16 protein-coding genes are annotated in these 14632 nt (G+C 64.9%); 12 read left to right on the top strand and 4 right to left on the bottom strand.

Features of this window, described 5'->3' with window-relative positions; translation table 11 throughout:
- Positions 1-92: 92 nt before the first annotated feature.
- From AC0L3B_RS17880 to AC0L3B_RS17870, 3 genes are all read left to right on the top strand, one after another.
- On the top strand, positions 93-1034 hold the full coding sequence (locus AC0L3B_RS17880; RefSeq protein WP_026232453.1) for a dihydrodipicolinate synthase family protein: 942 nt from the start codon (positions 93-95) through the stop codon (positions 1032-1034).
- Positions 1035-1292: 258 nt separating this feature from the next.
- Complete coding sequence (locus tag AC0L3B_RS17875; RefSeq protein ID WP_085351558.1) at positions 1293-2693, top strand: selenium-binding protein SBP56-related protein; 1401 nt, start codon at positions 1293-1295, stop codon at positions 2691-2693.
- A 77-nt stretch (positions 2694-2770) separates the two neighbouring features.
- Entirely contained in the window at positions 2771-3364 is a 594-nt protein-coding gene (locus AC0L3B_RS17870) for a hypothetical protein (RefSeq protein ID WP_018453069.1), read from the top strand.
- Between the two features lie 3 nt (positions 3365-3367).
- Here the strand turns inward: AC0L3B_RS17870 and AC0L3B_RS17865 are convergent, their stop codons facing one another.
- From AC0L3B_RS17865 to AC0L3B_RS17855, 3 genes are read right to left on the bottom strand one after another with little or no spacing between them, the layout of a single operon-like run.
- The gene (locus tag AC0L3B_RS17865; RefSeq protein WP_018453070.1) at positions 3368-4066 is read right to left on the bottom strand and encodes a DUF1045 domain-containing protein; all 699 of its coding nucleotides are present in this window, start codon (positions 4064-4066) and stop codon (positions 3368-3370) included.
- 18 nt (positions 4067-4084) lie between these two features.
- Positions 4085-5278 carry an alpha-D-ribose 1-methylphosphonate 5-triphosphate diphosphatase gene (locus tag AC0L3B_RS17860; RefSeq protein ID WP_018453071.1) on the bottom strand — a complete coding sequence of 398 codons (1194 nt, stop codon included), beginning with the start codon at positions 5276-5278 and terminating at the stop codon, positions 4085-4087.
- Entirely contained in the window at positions 5275-5934 is a 660-nt protein-coding gene (locus AC0L3B_RS17855) for an LbetaH domain-containing protein (protein WP_377791257.1), read from the bottom strand. The genes AC0L3B_RS17860 and AC0L3B_RS17855 overlap by 4 nt, the downstream gene beginning before the upstream one ends.
- 183 nt (positions 5935-6117) lie before the next feature.
- Between AC0L3B_RS17855 and phnC the strand changes: the two genes are divergently transcribed.
- The 4 genes from phnC to phnE (AC0L3B_RS17835) all read left to right on the top strand — a co-directional run bounded on the left by phnC (position 6118) and on the right by phnE (AC0L3B_RS17835) (position 9732).
- Positions 6118-6927 (top strand): phosphonate ABC transporter ATP-binding protein, encoded by an 810-nt coding sequence (gene phnC / locus AC0L3B_RS17850; RefSeq protein WP_085361140.1) that lies wholly within the window; start codon positions 6118-6120, stop codon positions 6925-6927.
- A gap of 63 nt (positions 6928-6990) precedes the next feature.
- Positions 6991-7926: a phosphonate ABC transporter substrate-binding protein gene (gene phnD / locus AC0L3B_RS17845; RefSeq protein WP_085351553.1), complete on the top strand. Its 936-nt coding sequence runs from the start codon at positions 6991-6993 to the stop codon at positions 7924-7926.
- Positions 7927-8002: 76 nt separating this feature from the next.
- Positions 8003-8887 carry a phosphonate ABC transporter, permease protein PhnE gene (gene phnE, locus AC0L3B_RS17840; RefSeq protein ID WP_085351552.1) on the top strand — a complete coding sequence of 295 codons (885 nt, stop codon included), beginning with the start codon at positions 8003-8005 and terminating at the stop codon, positions 8885-8887.
- Positions 8845-9732 carry a phosphonate ABC transporter, permease protein PhnE gene (phnE, locus tag AC0L3B_RS17835; RefSeq protein ID WP_473380833.1) on the top strand — a complete coding sequence of 296 codons (888 nt, stop codon included), beginning with the start codon at positions 8845-8847 and terminating at the stop codon, positions 9730-9732. The genes phnE (AC0L3B_RS17840) and phnE (AC0L3B_RS17835) overlap by 43 nt, the downstream gene beginning before the upstream one ends.
- Positions 9733-9895: 163 nt before the next feature.
- Here the strand turns inward: phnE (AC0L3B_RS17835) and phnF are convergent, their stop codons facing one another.
- Positions 9896-10627: a phosphonate metabolism transcriptional regulator PhnF gene (phnF, locus tag AC0L3B_RS17830; RefSeq protein WP_018453077.1), complete on the bottom strand. Its 732-nt coding sequence runs from the start codon at positions 10625-10627 to the stop codon at positions 9896-9898.
- A gap of 118 nt (positions 10628-10745) precedes the next feature.
- Between phnF and phnG the strand changes: the two genes are divergently transcribed.
- Genes phnG through phnK form a run of 5 tightly spaced genes read left to right on the top strand, consistent with a single transcriptional unit; the run spans position 10746 to position 14612 of the window.
- Entirely contained in the window at positions 10746-11210 is a 465-nt protein-coding gene (gene phnG, locus AC0L3B_RS17825) for a phosphonate C-P lyase system protein PhnG (RefSeq protein WP_473380832.1), read from the top strand.
- A 4-nt stretch (positions 11211-11214) separates the two neighbouring features.
- Complete coding sequence (gene phnH / locus AC0L3B_RS17820; RefSeq protein WP_473380831.1) at positions 11215-11823, top strand: phosphonate C-P lyase system protein PhnH; 609 nt, start codon at positions 11215-11217, stop codon at positions 11821-11823.
- A gap of 2 nt (positions 11824-11825) precedes the next feature.
- Positions 11826-12929: a carbon-phosphorus lyase complex subunit gene (locus AC0L3B_RS17815; protein ID WP_473380830.1), complete on the top strand. Its 1104-nt coding sequence runs from the start codon at positions 11826-11828 to the stop codon at positions 12927-12929.
- Positions 12926-13822, top strand: coding sequence for an alpha-D-ribose 1-methylphosphonate 5-phosphate C-P-lyase PhnJ (locus tag AC0L3B_RS17810; RefSeq protein ID WP_473380829.1), 897 nt, complete (start codon positions 12926-12928; stop codon positions 13820-13822). The genes AC0L3B_RS17815 and AC0L3B_RS17810 overlap by 4 nt, the downstream gene beginning before the upstream one ends.
- A complete protein-coding gene (gene phnK, locus AC0L3B_RS17805) occupies positions 13815-14612 on the top strand; it encodes a phosphonate C-P lyase system protein PhnK (RefSeq protein ID WP_473380828.1) in 798 nt (265 codons plus the stop codon). The genes AC0L3B_RS17810 and phnK overlap by 8 nt, the downstream gene beginning before the upstream one ends.
- Positions 14613-14632: the final 20 nt, after the last annotated feature.

Genomic DNA, 14632 nt, shown 5'->3' with positions numbered 1-14632 from the left:
TCGGCATTGCCGCCGATGCGCGCGGCGGGTACATCTGTGGCGCTGTGCGAGCGTCGCGGCAGATGTAAGAGATATCAGGGATGGAGAGTTCGATGCCGGTCACGCCCCACCACAAGGCCCAGCGCCCCTATCGCGGCGTGTTCCCGGTCGCACCCACCATCTTCGACGAGCGCGGCGAACTCGACCTTGAGGGACAGCGTCGCTGCATCGATTTCATGATTGACGCAGGCTCGAACGGTCTGTGCATTCTCGCCAATTTCTCCGAGCAGTTCGTGCTCACGGATGCCGAGCGCGAGACCGTGATGCATGCGGTGCTGGAGCATGTCGCGGGCCGCGTTCCCGTGATCGTCACCACCACGCATTTCAGCTCGGCCGTCTGCGCCGCGCGCAGCCGGCAGGCCGAGGCGGCCGGTGCCGCCATGGTCATGGTGATGCCGCCCTATCACGGCGCCACCTTCCGCGTGCCCGAAAAAGGCGTCGTCGAATTCTTCAAGGTGCTGTCGGGCGCGATCAAGATTCCGATCATGATCCAGGATGCGCCTGTCGCCGGCACCCCCCTGTCGGTTGAGCTGCTCGCGCGGCTGGCGCGCGATTTCGCCAACATCCGCTATTTCAAGATCGAGGTGCCGGGCGCGGCTGCAAAGCTGCGCAGCCTGATCGACGCCGGCGGCAGCGATATCGAGGGTCCCTGGGACGGCGAGGAAGCGATCACGCTGCTCGCCGATCTCGATGCCGGCGCCACCGGCGCGATGACCGGCGGCGGCTATCCCGACGGCATCCGCCAGATCGTCGATCCTTATTTCGCCGGCAAGCGTGAAGAGGCCAAAGCCGCCTACGAACGCTGGCTGCCGCTGATCAACTACGAAAACCGCCAATGCGGCCTGATCGCCTGCAAGGCGATGATGCAGGCCGGCGGCGTGATCAAGTCGGACACGGTGCGGCATCCGCTCCAGCCGTTGCACCCGGCGACGCGGGCCGGGCTGCTGGAGTTGGCCAAGGAGCGCGATGCGCTGGCGTTGAGGTGGGGGAAGTAGCGCAACGCTGTCGTCCCGGCGAAGGCCGGGACGACGCTGAGTGTGAGGTGCGCACCCTGGCCTGATCCCGCCAGCTTCCATCTGGCTGAAGGCGTCGAATTAACGCGGTTCGGGCGGTTTCCCGCAGCCCGGCGATGACATATTGTACGCTCGCCAACCTGGCCCGCGGAGCAACTCAAGACATCGCGCAACAGCTCTTCATTATGCCGCTATTCCGAACCAGGTTGGTGCGAACCAACGAAACAGGGAGGCAGTGCCATGACGATGAGGCCGGATCCCACCTTTCACGCATCGCCCAAGCTTGCGATGGAAGCTCCTGCGGAGAACTTTGCCTACACGTTGCTGCTCAGTCCGGATTTCTCGAAACCGGATGCTCTCGCGGTGATCGACGCCAAGCCGGGATCGCCGACCTACAGCCAGATCGTCCACACCGTGACGATGCCCAACAAGGGCGATGAGTTTCATCACTTCGGTTGGAATGCCTGCTCCTCCGCCTTGTCGCCGCTCACTGGGCATGCCTTCATCGAGCGGCGCTATCTCATCATCCCCGGGCTGCGCTCGTCGCGGATTTACATCATCGATACCAAGCCCGATCCGACCAAAGCCAAAATCCACAAGATCATCGAGCCCGAGGAAGTCTTCAAAAAGACCGGCTATTCGCGGCCGCACACCATCCATTGCGGGCCGGACGGCGTCTATGTGAGCACGCTCGGCGGCGGCGGCAAGGACGGCACCAACGGGCCTCCAGGCGTCTTCATCATGGATTGCGAGACGTTCGAGGTCCTTGGACGATGGGAGATCGACCGCGGTCCGCAGACGCTGCACTATGATTTCTGGTGGAACCTGCCGCGCGACTACATGGTGACGAGCGAATGGGCATTGCCGCCGCAGTTCGAGAACGGGATCGTCCCGGAAGATCTGCTGGCGAACAAATATGGCCATCGTCTCCACTTCTGGGATCTCCGCGCCCGTCGCAACGTGCAGACCATCGACCTCGGCGCCAATCATCAGATGGCGCTGGAGGTACGGCCGGCGCACGATCCGGTTCGCGAATACGGCTTTGTAGGCGTTGTGGTCGACACCACGAATCTCGAAGCCTCGATCTGGACCTGGTGGCGCGAAGGCGGAAAATTCCATGCGGAGAAGACGGCGACGATCCCGCCCGAGCCTGCGCCAAAGGAGAAGCTCCCGCCGCTGCTTCAGGGCTTTGGCGCCGTGCCGCCGCTGGTGACCGACATCGACCTGTCGATGGATGATCGTTTTCTCTATGTCTCGTGCTGGGGCACGGGTGAAATGCGCCAGTACGACGTGAGTGATCCGCGAAAGCCGAAGCTTGCGGGCTCGGTTCACATCGGCGGCATCGCGCGCCGCACCCCCCATCCGAACGGCAAGGCATTTGCGGCCGGTCCGCAGATGGTCGAGATCAGCCGGGACGGCAGGCGGGTGTACTGGACCAATTCGCTCTATTCCACCTGGGATGACCAGTTCTATCCCGATGGCGTTCCGGGTTTGGAAGTCATGGCCAATGTCGGTCGCAATGGTGGCCTCGAGCTCGACAAGAACTACTTCGTGAGCTTCCCCGACGGATATCGTGCGCACCAGATCAGGCTGGAGGGCGGCGATTGTTCGACGGACTCCTTTTGCTACCCGTCGGCCTAGATTGGGCACACGCGAGCCTCGGCTGGCTGTGGCTCGCTCTTGTTGCGAGCGGTCTCTATCACGGGGTCAATCCGGGAATGGGCTGGCCGCTCGCCGTTTCGGCCGGGCTCATGGACAAGAGCCCGCGCGCGCTCTTTCGTGCGTTGTGGGCTCTGGCCGCCGGACATCTCCTGGCAACGCTTCTCGTGCTGCTGCCATTCGCGTTCCTGCTCGTGCTGGCCGAGTGGCAGCGTTCGATCCAGCTCGGCGCGAGCCTTTTCGTCATCGGCTTCGGCGTCTATCGGCTGGTCGAGCGGCGCCATCCGCGCGCGCTGGCACGAATTCCGCCGACGCAATTGGCGCTCTGGTCATTTGCCGTTGCCATTGCTCACGGCGCCGCCTTGATGCTCGTGCCGATCTATCTCGGGCTCTGCCAGGCCTTCGAACTCGATGCCGGCCATGAGGCCGCCGGCGCGCTGATGAAGGCGAGTCTCGGGATGGCGGTTCTGGTGTCTTTGGTGCACGTCGCTGCCATGGTCAGCGCCGGCGGATGTCTGGCGTGGCTGGTCTACCGCCATCTGGGATTGAGGTTCGTCTCGCGAAGCTGGTTCAATCTGGATGTAATCTGGGCCACCAGCCTCATTCTGGTTGGCGTTGTGGCCTTCGGCTTCAATCTCGCGAGCTGGCACTGACGCTTACTGGGTCAAAGCCCACTCGCCGATGATGCGGAAGCGAGCCTTGGCGTGGTCCTGTTTGAACAGCGCGACGCGATCGATCGCAAGCGTCTTGAGGCCGAGCGCAGCAAACCTTCCCTGCAGCATTTCCAGAATCGGCCCGCGCCGCTCCACGTCGAGCCGGCCCGTCAACGTCATGTGGAAACGGAATTCCTCCATCACGTAAGGATAGCCCCAGCGGTCGAGATAGTGGCGCTGCCGTTCGCTCAGCTTCTCCGGCTTGCGCCGCGCACGGTCTTCCGCGCTCAGCGGCGCGCGGAAGGAGTCGAAGTCGCGCGCGCAATCGGCGGCGAGCTGCTGGAGTTCGCCGACCGGCTCCCCGGGAATGACGGCGATGAAGCCGCTGATGGAATCGACGACCGGGCGGATCACCGGAATTGCGCGTGCCCTGCCGGCGAATGTCGCGCAGGCCGCAACAAGCTCGACCTCGCGCCTGTCGGACGCCAGCGCCATCGGCGCCTTCAGCGTGGCGTGAAAGCCGTATTTGCGGGGATCGGCGGTAACATCACGCCAGTCCGGCGCGAGACGCGATGCGTCGGCGGGAAACGGCAGCTCGTTGCCGGTATAGGCATCGTAGCCGAGCAACTCCGCGCCGAAGCGGGTGAGCGCGCTGTCGCTGCCTGCGGCAAAATAGATCGCGTAGCGGGGGAAACTCGTCATCGTCCGAGCATAGCGGGTTTATGCCGCGGCGACAGCTTGGCGCGGGGTAGCTGGCATGCCAAGCAACCGCGTCGCCTCGGTGAGATGCACGAGCTTGCCGCCTGATATCACGGCGATCAGCCGCGGCCGCAGCGGCATGCTGTCGTCGACCAGCAGAATGTCCGCGCGCCGGCCTTCCGCGAGCACGCCGCGATCTGCAAGACCGGTCGCGCGCGCGGGCGCGGCGGAGACCAGATTCCAGGCCTCGGTCAGCGGCAGCACGCCATCGGCGGCGAGCCGGAACGCAGCGAGCAGCTGCGCGGGATAGTAGTAGTCCGAGGCCAGAACCGAGCAGAGCCCTTTGGCGATCATGTCGGATGCCCTGGTCCAGCCCGTGTGGCTGCCTCCGCGCACGACGTTCGGCGCGCCGTAGACGATGGCGTCACCGTGGCTTGCTGCCGCCCGCGCTGTCTCCTCGTTGATCGGAAACTCCGCAATCGCCACGCCCATGGCGCGAAAGCCTTCGCGCATCGCCGGCGTCGCATCATCGTGCGAGAGCATCCGCACGTCGGCGGCGCGGGCCGTCGCGGCCAGCCGTGACACGGAAGCCGGCACATCCGCGGCGCGGGACATTATGTGTCCGACCAGCCGGTCGAATTCCTCGCTCGACAGGCCGGTGCGCTCCACCATGCGATTGCGCTTGCGCGGCTTGGCCATGTCCCCAACCGTGCCGTCCATGTGGTCGTTGAAGGCGAACAGGTCGACGCGGCCCTCAGTGAGCCATTGGCTGATCTCGGTTTCGGCGTCGAGATTGTAGGTCTCGTGGCGCAGGTGAAAGCGGGTGTCGGCGGCGAATTGCGGGCGCTGCCGTTCGATCGCCTCCATCAGGCTGCGCGCATTGCCGGCGCTGCGCAGGCCCGGCTCCCACGAACAGGTCGTGGCGTGAAAAACCGTGGTGATGCCGTTGCTGATCGCCTGGCGGTCGCTGTCGGCGAGCGCGACGTCGATCGGGAAATCGACCCCGGCGCGCGGCATCATCTGTCGCTCGAAGGCATCGCCATGCAGATCGACGATGCCCGGCAGGACCAGCAGATCGCGCGCCTTGATCGCCAGCCGCGCCCGGCTGCGCGAGGCATTGATCTCTGCGATGTCCGTTCCGGACACGAGAAGCGACGTTTCGGCGAACTCGGAGCCGATCAGGGCCCGCCCGCCCTCGAGGAATATGTCTGTCACGCGACCGCGCTTCGTTTGCTGGCAGAAGAGGGTGCCCCTGCTTCGTATGCCGTGAGGAAATCCTCAATCCCGAGCTTGCGGAAATTGGGCAGGGCTTCACGCAACTTGTCGTGATCCCAGTCCCACCAAGCGAGCCTCGCAAGCCGCCCCGCAACCTCTTCCGAGAACCGCCGGCGAACGATGCGCGCCGGATTGCCGGCAACGATGGTGTAGGCCGGCACGTCCTTGGTGACGATGGCGCCGGCCGCGATCACCGCGCCGGTGCCGACGTTGCGGCCCGGCAGCACGATCGCGCCATGGCCGATCCAGACGTCATGGCCGATATGGACGTGATGCTGGCGCCGCCAGTCGAAGAACTCGGTGTCGTCGCTCTCGCCTTCGAAATAGGCGCTCGAACGATAGGTGAAATGCGCCTGCGTGGCGCGGTGCATCGGGTGATTGCCCGGATTGATCCGCGTCATCGCCGCGATCGAGCAGAATTTTCCGATGGTGGTGTAGGTGATCTGGGCGTCGTTCACGACATAGGAGTAATCGCCCATCGTCACTTCGTGCAGCATCGTGCGGGCGCCGACCTCTGTGTAGGCCCCAAGCCTGGTGTCGTGCAGCTTCGCCGAGGAATCGACAGTCGGCTGGAGCGAAAGAGCTTTGGCGGCCATGTTGTATCCGAACGAGAGGGCGAGTGTTTCTCTTCGAGCGGCTTGATGACAATGTCATGACGGCGCGATGACAGGGGATGAACAGGGGATGAGGTGTGTAGGATCGCCGCATCGCAACGTCCGTGTCACACAAGTGTCAAGCGCCGGCGTTAGCGGTGGGTCCCAGCTACTCTGGAGCCCTGCATGCTGGTGGTTGAAGGTCTGACGTGTCGCTTCGGCGTGAAAGCCGCGGTGGACGACGCCTCGTTTCAAGTCTCTCCCGGCGGCTTCGTCGGCGTGATCGGACGGTCCGGCGCCGGCAAGTCGACCCTGCTGCGGACCATCAACCGTCTCGCGACCCCTTCGCAGGGTCGCATCCTGTTCGACGGTCTCGACGTCACCGCGCTACGCGGCAAGGAGCTGCGGCAGTGGCGGGCGCGCTCGGCGATGATCTTTCAGCAGTTCAATCTGGTCGGCCGGCTCGATGCTCTCACCAACGTTCTTATGGGACGGCTCGCGACGATGCCGGCCTGGCGCTCGCTGTCGCAGAGCTGGCCCGAGCAGGACAAGGCGCTGGCGATGTCCGCGCTCGAGCAGTTCGACATCGCCCCACTCGCAGCCCAGCGCGCCGACCAGCTCTCCGGCGGCCAGCAGCAGCGTGTCGCGATCGCCCGCGCGCTGGTGCAGCAGCCCGACATCATCCTTGCCGACGAGCCGATCGCCTCGCTCGATCCGCGCAACACCAAGATCGTGATGGATGCGCTTTTGCGCATCAACAAGCATTTCGGCATCACCGTGCTCTGCAATCTGCATTCGCTCGACCTGGCGCGCAGCTATTGCGACCGCCTGATCGGCATGGCGCAGGGTCGCGTGGTGTTCGACGGCGCGCCGGCCGAGTTGACCGAGCACGTTGCGCGCGAGCTCTACGATCTCGAAGCCGCCGAAGTCATGGGCGGCACGCCTGCACCGGTGCGACAGGGCATTCCGGCGCTTGGAACGGCGGCCGCCGCCTGAGCTGCGCCGCATCAGGACTTACCAATTTTGCGTCAACCGACCTCAACCAATGAAGAGGCTATCATGATTACTCGCAGATTGATTCTCGCCGGCGCCGCCGCGCTCGCGTTGACGACTTCGGCCTCCGCCGAAGACTGGAAAGCCAAATATCCCGAGCTGACCTTCGCGGTCATTCCGGCGGAAAACGCCTCGGGCGTGACCGAGCGCTGGGCGCCGTTCATGAGCTATCTCTCCAGGGAATTGGGCGTGAAAGTCACGCTGCGCATCGCCAACGACTACGCTGCCGTGATCGAAGGCCAGCGTGCCGGCAACATCCACATCGCGAGCTATGGCTCGGCTTCGTTCGCTCGCGCCCGCCTGACCGGCGTCAAGACCGACGCCTTCGCCAACGACATCAACTCCGACGGCTCCACCGGTTATTACTCGGTGTTCTTCGTCAAGGCGAGCAGCCCCTACAAGAGCATCGATCAGCTCAAGGGCAAGAACCTCGGCCTGGTCGATCCGAACTCGACCTCCGGCAACAACGTGCCGCGCTTCGAGCTCGACAAGATGGGCATCGCGGACGCCGACACCTATTTCAGCAAGGTCGTCTTCACCGGCAGCCATGAGAACGCGATCCTGGCACTGGCGCAGGGCACCGTCGACGTCGCCGCCAACCAGTGGACCAGCGACGACGATTCGACATTGGCGCAGATGTTGACCAAGGGCATGCTGAAGAATGCCGACGGCTCGGCGATGAAAAAGGACGATTTCCGCATCATCCACAAGTCGGCGCCGATCATCAACGGTCCGTATGCCTACAATTCCGACCTGCCGGAAGAGGCCAAGGCCGCCATCGCGAAGGCGTTCTTCGACGCGCCGGCCAAGGACAAGGCTGCCTTCGACCGCCTACAGGACGGCCAGAAGAAAGGTTTTCATCCCGCGACCAGCAAGGATTGGGATGGCACGATCGAGCTGATCAAGTTCGTCGATGCGCTGCGTAAGAAGAAGGCGTCCTGAGTTTCGGGACGATGCCACTGGAGCCGGGTCGATGGACCCGGCTCTTTCTCTTTGATCGACCACCTTTCCTGATCAGATGACCGTCGCGGTTTCGATTCTCCCCGAGCAGCAGCTCGCCGTGCTCAACGCCGGCTATCGCCAGGCGGTGGCGCGCAAGCGGCTCCGAATCCTGTCTGGAGCCGTGATCTTCGCCGCAGCACTGTGTCTGGCCGCGATCGGCGCTGAAGTGAATCTGCGCACGCTGTTCGCCCACTTTGGCAACTTCATCAGCTATTTCGACCGCATCCTCACACTCGACACCGGCCAGCGGGTCTGGACCGATGTCGGCGAGTGGCTCTGGGGCTGGCGCAAATGGCTGAGGATGCTGGGCGAGACCCTGCTGATCTCCTATGTCGGCACGCTGATCGGCGCGACTCTTGCGTTCTGCCTGAACTTCTTCGCCGCTGAAAACACCTCGCCCGCGCCCTGGCTGCGTTTCATGGTGCGGCGCCTGCTCGAATTCGCGCGCACGGTGCCTGGCATCGTGTTTGCGCTGATCTTCGTGATCGCCTTCGGGCTCGGTCCGATGGCCGGCGTGCTTGCGATCGCGATCCACTCCACCGGCGCGCTCGGCAAGCTGTTCTCGGAGATCGTCGAGAATGCCGACATGAAGCCGGTCGAAGGCGTCCGCTCGACCGGCGCAAGCTGGCTCTCCTGCATGCGCTTCGCCATCCTGCCGCAGGTCACGGCAGGCTATGCCAGCTACGCGCTGCTGCGGTTCGAGATCAACGTCCGCGAGGCCTCCGTGATGGGCTTCGTCGGTGCCGGCGGCATCGGCCAGGAGCTCGTCGTCGCCATCCGCAAGTTCTATTACTCCGACGTCAGCGCCATCCTGCTCACCATCATCGTCACGGTCTTCATCATCGACATCAGCACCGGATGGCTGCGCGGCCGTCTGTTCGGCAAGGAGGCGCGGACGTGACGGGACCGCAGGAGACCGACACTGCGGCGCTTCGCGCGCGCTATCCTGACGTGTTCGACCGGCCGGCCTCGGCGCGGCTCGCCATGCCGGCGATGAGCGTCGCGGCGCTCGCGATCCTGATTTACGGCCTCGTCGATCTCGACTTCTCGCCGTCGCGGTTCGTCGCGGGCCTCAACCAGCTCGGCTGGATCAGCCTGATGATGATCCCGCCGGATCCCGGCTCGTCGCTGCCGGTCTATCTGAAGGCGCTGGGCGAGACGCTGTCGATCGCGCTGCTCGGCACAACGCTCGCCGCGCTGTTCGCACTGCCGGTCAGTCTTCTTGCGGCGCGTAATGTCGTGCCATCAAAGCTGCTGCGCTTTCCGGTCCGACGTTTCCTGGATTTGATTCGCGGCGTCGACACGTTGATCTGGGCGCTGGTGTGGATCAACGTGGTCGGGCTCGGCCCGTTTCCCGGCGTGCTCGCCATCGCCGTGTCGGATTTCGGCGCCTTCGGAAAACTGTTCTCGGAGGCGATCGAGGGCGCCGACCAGAAGCAGGTCGAGGGCATCCGCGCCTCCGGCGGCAGCGCGCTGCACGAGATTCGCTTCGGCCTGCTGCCGCAGGTTTTGCCCGTGATTGCGGGGCAGGTGCTCTATTTCATCGAGTCGAACACGCGCTCGGCCACCATCATCGGCATCGTCGGCGCCGGCGGCATCGGCCTCCAGCTCGCCGAGCAGATCCGCGTGCTGGAATGGCAGAAGGTGTCGTTCCTGATCCTGATGATCCTGGTCGCAGTCGCTGCGATCGATTTCGTTTCGGGCAAATTGCGTTTTGCGATTATCGGGCGGCGGGCGGTGGCGTAACCTTCTTCCTTCTCCCCTTGTGGGAGAAGGTGGCGCGAAGCGCCGGATGAGGGGTCTGCATCCTCAATTCAGATCAGTGCGCGGAGGCAACCCCTCACCCGTCTCGCCGCTAGCGCGGCGAGCCACCTCTCCCGCAAGGGGAGAGGGGCAGAGGGCAGCCAGTTCACCCGTTCTCCACCAGAAATTCCACCCGCTCCGCGGCAAAGCGCGAATGCTTGGTCACCAGCGGCTTGCCGTCGAGATCGTGATCGGTGGCGTCGACCACCAGGATCGGCCGTCCCAGCGCCAGATCGAGCCGTGCGGCGTCGGTTGCGTCGACGATACCGGCGGTGATCCGGGTCGCGCCGCGGCGATAGTCCCGGACGCCGTAATGCTCGAGCAATTTCGTCATCGAGCGGGTCGCGGCAAAGACGTCGCCCGCAGCCGGGAATAGCTGCGCCGACAGCCACGTCGTGGAGACACAGATCGGCGTGCGGTCGGCGAGGCGCATCGCCTCGATCCGGACCAGCGGTGCGCCGGTCTTGAGGCCAAGCTCCCGCGCGAGTTCGCGGGTCGCAACGTCAGCGGACGCCTCGATCAGCCGGCCATGCGGTTCGCGGCCGTCCGCGCCGACGATCTCGGAGAAACGGGTCCGCGAGCGCAGTGGATAAGCGAGCTTCTGCGCCTCGACATAGGTTCCGCTGCCGCGTTCTGCCCGCACGATGCCGCGCTCGGCAAGCGCGGCCAGCGCGCGTCGCACGGTGTGGCGGTTGACGCGATAGGTTTCGGCGATCTCCACCTCGCCCGGCAGCTTGTCGCCCGCCGCAAAGCGGCCGTCGGCGATGCCGCGCTCGATGCCGTCGGCAACGAGACGCCACAACGCGACGCCGGAGGAGGCTGTGTCCTGCATGCTCATGTGGCCGGGAAGCTACTCCAGAAATCACGCCTTTGTCACGAAACAGTCATGGCGCTCCCGTATCAAGTTGTCTAGTATCATAGACAACTTGGATTCGGCAAGTTCTGCAGAGAAGTCGGTGGATGCGGTGACCCAGCACAATAATCAGCAAGCCCAGCGCAAGGCCGCAATGGCCGTGCTGGCGCACGCGGAGGCGGGCGAGATCGCCGCTCGCCTCGACGCTCTCGTTTTGCCGGCGCATCAGGATCTGCGCGCGCCGGAAAACGGCCTCGTCATGCTGCGCGGCCGGGTCGGCGGTGACGGTGCGCCGTTCAACCTCGGTGAAGCCACGGTGTCGCGCGCCGCGGTGCGGCTTGCGAGCGGCGAGGTCGGTTTCGGCTACACGCTCGGCCGCGACGGCGAGAAGGCGCGGCTGATCGCGCTGTGCGATGCCCTGGTGCAGTCCAGCGATTTCGGCGCCGCGGTGGAGCGGGACATTATCGCGCCGTTGCGTGAGCAGCTGATGGTCAGGCGCAAGCAGGTGGCGGCCCAGACCGCCGCGACGAAGGTTGATTTCTACACCATGGTGCGCGGTGAGGGGTGAGATCATGACCACGATTGCGGAACTGCCCCCGGGGTTCGCCGATAAGGTCTTGTCGGCGCAATCGACCTTTCGCTCGGTCATGGACGCGATGGCGCGGCCGGGATCGGTGCAGCGCATCGTGCCGACATCAGGAGCGCCTCGTGTGATGATGCGCGGGACGGCCGCGATCGCGCTGACGCTGTTCGATCACGACACGCCGCTCTGGCTCGATGCGCGCATGCATGAGACTTCCGACGTCGTGAAATGGCTGAAATTCCATACTGGTGCGCCGGTGGTGCAGGATTCTTCCATCGCCAGCTTCGCGCTGATCAGCGACGGCGGGGCGCTGCCTTCGCTGGAGCGCTTCGCGCTCGGCACCAGCGAATATCCGGATCGGTCGACCACGTTGATCCTGCAGGTCGAGAGTCTCGATTCGGGACGCAGCTTCGAGCTGCGCGGGCCCGGCATCGACGGCGTCGCCACGCTCCAGGCGTCGATCAAGCCGTTCGACGTGTTCGAGCGACTTCGTATTAACGAGGCGCTGTTTCCGCGCGGCATCGATGTGGTGCTGGTCGCCGATGATGCCGTGGTTGCGATTCCGCGCACCACGCGTGTCGTGAGCAAGGGAAGCTAAGCATGTATGTCGCAGTCAAAGGCGGCGAACGCGCCATCGAGAACGCCCATCGCCTGCTCGCCAGTGCGCGGCGTGGCGACCAAAGGGTGCCGGAAATTTCCCTCGACCAGATCTCGGAGCAGCTTGGCCTCGCCGTGGACCGCGTCATGAGCGAAGGCTCGCTCTATGACCGCGAGCTCGCGGCGCTCGCCATCAAGCAGGCGCGCGGCGATCTGATCGAGGCGATCTTCCTGGTCCGCGCCTTCCGCGCGACGCTGCCCCGCTTCGGCGCCAGCGAGCCGGTCGAGACCGGCGCGATGCGGGTACGGCGGCGGGTGTCCTCGACCTTCAAGGACATTCCCGGCGGCCAGATCCTCGGCCCGACCTTCGACTATACCCACCGCCTGCTCGATCCCTCGCTCGCCGAGGGCTTTGTGCCGGAAGCGCCGGCGACGGCCGAAGCATCGTCTGCGCCGACCCCGCGGGTGACCGACATCCTCGGCCGCGACGGGCTGATCGAATCCTCGCCTCAGGCTGAGGACGGCGCCAGCGTCGGCGATCTCACCCGCGAGCCGCTCAATTTTCCCGCCGATCGTGACCTGCGCCTGCAAAATCTCGCGCGTGGCGACGAAGGTTTTCTGCTGGCGATGGGCTATTCCACCCAGCGCGGCTACGGCCGCAACCATCCCTTCGCCGGCGAGATTCGCTTCGGTGAGGTCGAGGTTGAATTCTCCGCGGAAGACGTCGGCTTCGCCGTGCCGCTCGGCTCGATCGAGCTCACCGAGTGTCAGATGGTCAATCAGTTCAAGGGCTCCGCGACGGAGGCGCCGTGCTTCACCCGCGGTTACGGCCTCGCCTTCGGCCAGAGCGAGCGCAAGACGATGTCGATGGCGCTGGTCGACCGCGCGTTGCGTGCGCGCGAGCTCGGCGAAGAGGCACTCGCCCCCGCGCAAGACGAAGAATTCGTGATGTCGCATTCGGACAACGTCCAGGCTACCGGCTTCGTCGAGCATCTGAAGCTACCGCATTATGTCGACTTCCAGTCTGAGCTCGGCCTGTTGCGCAAGCTGCGGAAGGAATTCACTGAGGCCAATGCGCCCGATGCCATGAAGGAGGCCGCGGAATGAACGCGCCCGCCTACAATTTCGCTTATCTCGACGAACAGACCAAGCGGATGATCCGCCGCGCGATCCTCAAGGCGATCGCGATCCCCGGCTATCAGGTGCCGTTCGCCAGCCGTGAAATGCCGATGCCCTATGGCTGGGGCACCGGCGGCGTGCAGGTCACCGCCGCGATCCTCGGGCCCGAGGACGTGCTGAAGGTGATCGACCAGGGCTCCGACGACACCACCAATGCGATCTCGATCAGGAAGTTCTTTGCCAAGACCGCCGGCGTCGCCACGACGACGGCGACGATCGATGCGACCGTGATCCAGACCCGCCACCGCATTCCGGAGACGTCGCTACACGCAAATCAGGTGCTGGTCTACCAGGTGCCGATCCCGGAGCCGCTGCGCTTCCTCGAGCCGCGCGAGACGGAGACGCGGCGCATGCACGCGCTCGCCGAATACGGCCTGATGCATGTGAAGCTCTACGAGGACATCGCCCGCTTCGGCCACATCGCGACGGCTTACGCCTATCCGGTGAAGGTCAATGCGCGCTACGTGATGGACCCGTCGCCGACGCCCAAATTCGACAATCCCAAGATGGACAATTGCCCGGCGCTGCAACTGTTCGGCGCCGGCCGCGAGAAGCGCATCTATGCGATCCCGCCCTATACGCAAGTTGTGTCGCTCGACTTCGAGGACCATCCCTTCGAGCCGTACCGCTTCAACGCGCCGTGCGCGTTGTGCGCCGCTGAGAATTCCTACCTCGACGAGATCGTGACCGACGACAAGGGCGGGCGCATGTTCGTCTGCTCCGACACCGATTATTGCGAGGGACGTCGGGCCGCCGGCCATCACGGCAGCCTCAGCGCCGCGCCGTACAAGGACAAGGCGCAGGAGGCATCGAATGGCTGATCAAGACATGCTCGAGAACGACGAGCCGCTGCTGGTCGCAAAATCCCTCAGCAAGTCCTATGGCCGGATCGCGGCGTGCCGCGACGTGTCCTTTGCGCTCTACCCCGGCGAGGTGCTGGCGATCGTCGGCGAATCCGGCTCGGGCAAATCGACGCTGCTGCAGCTGCTGTCGGGTCAGCTCGCGGCCAGCGACGGTGAGGTGTCCTACCGGATGCGCGATGGCGTCACCCGCGATCTCGCCACGCTGGGCGAGGCCGAGCGGCGCTTCCTGTTTCGTACCGATTGGGGCTTCGTTCATCAGGATCCCGCGCGAGGGCTGCGCATGGCCGTCTCGGCCGGCGCCAATGTCGGCGAGCGGCTGATGGCGGTGGGGTGGAATCACTACGGCCGCATCCGCGATACCGCGTCGGACTGGCTGACTCGCGTCGAGATCGACATCGCGCGCATCGACGATGCGCCGCGGACCTATTCCGGCGGCATGCGCCAGCGGCTCCAGATCGCCCGCAACCTCGTCACCGAGCCGCGGCTGGTGTTCATGGACGAGCCGACCGGCGGCCTCGATGTTTCCGTGCAAGCCCGTCTGCTCGACCTCGTGCGCAGCCTGGTCGCGGAGCTGCATCTCGCGGTCATCATCGTCACCCATGATCTCGCGGTCGCGCGCCTGCTGTCGCATCGGGTCATGGTCATGAAGGGCGGCCGAGTCATCGAGACCGGCCTCACCGATCAGGTGCTCGACGACCCCCGCGAGCCCTATACCCAGCTGCTCGTCTCCTCGATCCTGCCGCCATGAGCCTTCCAACGTAATGAGCC

This window comes from Bradyrhizobium sp. Kon56 (assembly GCF_055807635.1).
The sequence above is the reverse complement of the archived record's forward strand: the minus strand, read 5'-3'. Positions and strand labels throughout refer to the sequence as shown.